The organism is Actinomyces sp. oral taxon 170 str. F0386, assembly GCF_000195595.1.
In the GTDB taxonomy this organism is placed as follows: domain Bacteria; phylum Actinomycetota; class Actinomycetes; order Actinomycetales; family Actinomycetaceae; genus Actinomyces.
Genome location: NZ_GL882575.1, coordinates 1 through 711, shown reverse-complemented (window position 1 = coordinate 711; position 711 = coordinate 1). Strand labels below are relative to the sequence as shown.

Below are 711 nucleotides of genomic sequence, written 5' to 3'. Positions count from 1 at the left end.
ACGAGGCGAAGGACTTGAATCCCTTGATCGTCAGGGTCTTGAGGTGCACGCGCCCACGATAGCCGGGGACGAGGCCGGCCCCGGGGAGCCGGCCCATCGTGACCGCCCAACTGCGCCCACCGGCCCGAATAGACCATGATGTGCAATCGATGCCCGTTCCATCCGCCGATGCCCCGATCATTCCCACGGCCACCGACTGGCACTCGCGGGTCCGGATGCTCGGGCCGCGCGACGCCTCCTGGTCGCTGCCTCTGGTCGACGTCGTCCTGGCCACGGCCTGCCTGCTGCTGACGCTGTCGACCACGTCTCTCCTGGAAGGCTTCGGCGTCCAGCTCGCCGAGATCGGCCCCGTGGAAATCGGGGTTCCGCGGGATCATGACGGGTCGTTCGAGTCGGTCACCGTGTCCAGACGCAGCAGCCGCCTGGACGGGGTCGACAAGATCGTGCTGTCGTTGACCGCGCGCGGGCTGACGACGGGAGGAGATCGCGGCGGACCTCGAAGAGGTCTACGGAGGCGAAGGTCCGCGACGGTCAGGTCCGCGACGCCCTGTTTCTCAGTCGTGATGGGCGTGAGGGTGAACGGGGAACGCGACGGCCCCACCAGCTGTGCTGTCTCCTCGCTTGTGGGACACCTGGGTCTCATGGCTTGTGGGACGGTGTGGTGGGGGTGATGCGGTAGGGCTGGGCTGCTGGGTGTTTTTCGGACACTGC

The 711-nt window shown here is 67.4% G+C and carries 1 pseudogene; it reads left to right on the top strand.

Going from position 1 to position 711, the window contains the following annotated elements:
• Positions 1 to 344 precede the first annotated feature (344 nt).
• Positions 345 to 479, top strand: a pseudogene (locus HMPREF9056_RS13895) (transposase); the annotation flags it as partial.
• Between the last annotated feature and the right edge of the window lie 232 nt (positions 480 to 711).